Source organism: Amycolatopsis rhizosphaerae, assembly GCF_007713715.1.
Classification (GTDB): Bacteria; Actinomycetota; Actinomycetes; order Mycobacteriales; family Pseudonocardiaceae; genus Amycolatopsis_E; species Amycolatopsis_E rhizosphaerae.
In genome coordinates this window covers 1-3,134 of record NZ_VJWX01000668.1, presented here as the reverse complement: position 1 = coordinate 3,134, position 3,134 = coordinate 1, and the positions used below count along the sequence as shown (strand labels likewise).

The 3,134-nt window shown below is 70.5% G+C and carries 3 protein-coding genes; 2 read left to right on the top strand and 1 reads right to left on the bottom strand.

What is annotated here, in order from left to right:
• Window positions 1–42 precede the first annotated feature (42 nt).
• Complete coding sequence (locus FNH05_RS35235) at window positions 43–1,263, bottom strand: PucR family transcriptional regulator (RefSeq protein ID WP_144593176.1); 1,221 nt, start codon at window positions 1,261–1,263, stop codon at window positions 43–45.
• Window positions 1,264–1,468: 205 nt separating this feature from the next.
• Between FNH05_RS35235 and hpnC the strand changes: the two genes are divergently transcribed.
• Both hpnC and hpnD read left to right on the top strand, forming a co-directional pair.
• Window positions 1,469–2,314 carry a squalene synthase HpnC gene (gene hpnC, locus FNH05_RS35230; protein WP_144593175.1) on the top strand — a complete coding sequence of 282 codons (846 nt, stop codon included), beginning with the start codon at window positions 1,469–1,471 and terminating at the stop codon, window positions 2,312–2,314.
• Window positions 2,311–3,134: presqualene diphosphate synthase HpnD (gene hpnD / locus FNH05_RS35225; RefSeq protein ID WP_144593174.1), on the top strand; the 824-nt coding region annotated here is incomplete at its 3' end. The genes hpnC and hpnD, both read left to right, overlap by 4 nt.

The following is a 3,134-nucleotide window of genomic DNA, read 5'->3' as shown; positions in this document are numbered from 1 at the left end:
ACACAACTGCCTGCCGGAGGGCAGAAGCCGGCGGGGTGGTGTTCACCGGGCCGGGGAGGGGTCGCCCCAGGCCAGTGCCAGGGTGAGACGGCGGCGGTTGTCCGGATCGTCGAGCCGCTCGCCGAACAGCTCGCGCAGCTGGGTGAGCCGGTAGCGCACGGTCTGCGGGTGGATGTGCAGCTCCTCGGCCACCGCCCGGCGGTCGCCCAGGTGCCGCAGCCAGGACGCGAGCGTCTCGCACAGGCGCTGCCGGGTCACCGGGCCCAGCCCGTCCAGCGGGGCAAGGCACTGGGTGCGGAACGCGTCCAGCAGCCGGGGATCGCGGTGCACGATGATCGAATCCAGGTGCTCGTCGACGAACACCGGATCGTCGCCCAGCACGCCCGCGTGCCGCAGCTGGGCGGCGACCTCGGCGACCCGCATGCTGGCGGGCAGGTTCTCCAGCGGCACCGCGTGCCCGACCACGGCCCCGGCGCCCCGCAGGGCGACCGACAGCCGTTGCCGCCGCTGGGGTCCGTTCGGATCGGGGATGATCGCGCACACCGTCCGCTGCCGCCGCACGTGCAGGCAGGAGTGGTCGAGCCGGGCCAGCAGCGCGGTGCCGACCGGATTGTCGGGTTCGACCAGGATGACCGCGGCCTCCCGCGGCAGCGGCCAGTCCACGCGGGCGGCGGCGGCGCGGATCGCGGCGGTGTCGGACCGGTCGGAGAGCAGCATGCCGCCCAGTTCGTCGCGCAGCCTTTCCCGGGCGGCGGCAGCCTCGGACTGTTCGAGCACGTACCCGCGTGCCGACGCCGAGGACAGCTGGTCCACGAAGATGAAGACCGCCTCCGCGAGGGAGGCGAACACGTCGGGGGAGACGCCGACTTCGAGCGCGACCTCGGCCACATGGTGCCAGGCGACCCTGGCGCCGATCTGGTAGGCCGACAGCAGGCTGGTCAGGTCGCGGCCCTGCTGCCACTGCGCCCGGCCGATCTCCTCGAACACCGACTGCTCGCCGAGTTGGTCCGGCTGCTGGTCGGGGGCCTCCGACAGCTCCGACAACTCGGTGATGTCCCATTTGGCCATCCGCACCAGGCGGTGCAGGAAGATGCTCGCCGCGACCAGGACCTCGTCCCGCTCGGTCACGATGAAGTCCGCGTAGTCGGGCCAGTCGTGGCGCAGCAGCCGGGTGACGTCGTCGAGCATGCGGGGCAGCCGTTCGGCCGTGGCCGAGGCCAGTTCTTCCAGTTTCGACTCGCTCGGGTCGGCTCTCTTTTCCACGCTCTCCGGCGCCCTCCTGCCCGTAGTCCGCAGTCGTCCTTCGATCGGGTCAATACTGTTCGCTCGTGATAACCGGGGCTCGCCGGTTTTTGTTTCCCGCGCGAAGAATCCCGGCCGTCCCTGGTTGGATTATGGGCGAATGAGGCCAGCACCGACAGGTGACGACACGGTCGAGGAGCCTGGACTACCCCGGATCTCACCCCGGATGGTGGCCACGGCCGGCGCAGCCCTCGCGGAAAAGAAACGCGCGGAAAACTTTCCGGTAGCGTTGCGGATACTCCCGCGTGACCTTCGGCGCGATCTCGGCGCGGTGTATGACGTCGTGCGCGTTATCGATGATTTGGGGGATGAGTCGGCAGGCGACGCGACCGCCGCGCTGCTACGGTTCCGGAAGGACCTCGCTCGTGCCTGGGAGGGCGCCCCGGAGGAGCCGGTCCTGCGCCGTCTCGTGCCCACGATCCGGGCGAGGCGGCTGGACCGGGAACCCTTCGACCGGCTGGTCCTCGCCAACCTGCAGGACCAGCGCATCACCCGCTATGCCACCCAGGCCGAACTGGAGGCCTACTGTGCACTGTCCGCGAATCCGGTCGGCCGGATCGTGCTGCGGATCTTCGGGGCCGAGTCGGCTGATTCCTCGGAGGCCGCGCGCGCGTCCGACCTGGTCTGCACCGCACTCCAGCTTCTCGAACACTGCCAGGACGTCGCGGAGGACCGGCGCAAGGGCCGGATCTACCTCCCCCAAGAGGATTTGAAAGCGTTTTCCGTGGCGGAGGAGGACCTCGACGCCGTCTCGGCGAGCCGGGGACTGCGGGGAGTGGTGGCGGCGCAGACCGGAAAAGCACAGGATCAGCTGAGACAGGGAGCGGTACTGGTGTCGCAGGTGCACGGCTGGGCCCGGCCCGCCATCTCCGGTTACGTCGCCGGCGGTCTGGCGACCGCGGAGGCGCTGCGCCGTGCCCGGTGGGATGTCCTGTCCGCCACGCCGCGGCCGCGCAAGCGGGACGTCCTGCGCCATCTGGCCGTGCTGATGGTGTGGGGTGGGCGCCGGTGACCACGGTCGAAGAGGGGTATCGAGCCTGCGAAGAGATCACCAGGACCGAGGCTCGCAATTTCTACTACGGAATCCGTCTCCTCACCAGGCCGCGGCGGGCCGCGCTGTGCGCGGTCTACGCGCTGGCGCGCCGGATCGACGACATCGGTGACGGCGACCTTCCGGTCGAGCAGAAGTCCGGACGGCTGGAGGAGGTCCGCAAATCCCTGGCCGCACTCCAGGATTCGGCCGATCCGGTCCTGGTCGCCCTCGCCGATGCCGCCCGCCGGTTCCCGATTCCGCTCGGCGCCTTCGACGAACTGCTCGACGGGGTGTGGATGGACGTCGAAGGACGGCGTTACGCCACCTTCGACGAACTGACCACGTACTGCCGCTGCGTCGCGGGGTCCATCGGACGCCTGTGCCTGGGCGTGTTCGGGCACCGGCCCGATCCCGAGGCTCCCCCCTATGCGGACGCGCTCGGGATCGCGCTGCAGCAGACCAACATCCTGCGCGACATCCGCGAGGACCTCGGCAACGGCCGGGTGTACCTGCCGCAGGAGGACCTCGACACGTTCGGCGTCGAACTGGCCCTCGACGCCCGTGGCCGGCTGATCGACCGGGACGGCGCGCTGAGCGAGCTCATCCGGTTCAGCGCGGCACGGGCCCGGGCGTGGTACGCCGACGGAATGCGCCTCGCGCCGCTGCTGGACCGCCGCAGCGCGGCCTGCTGCCTGGCCATGGCAGGCATCTACCGCAGGCTCACCGACCGCATCGCGGAACGGCCCGAGGCCGTGTTCGACCGGAGGCTGTCGTTGTCCGGACGGGAAAAACTGGGGGT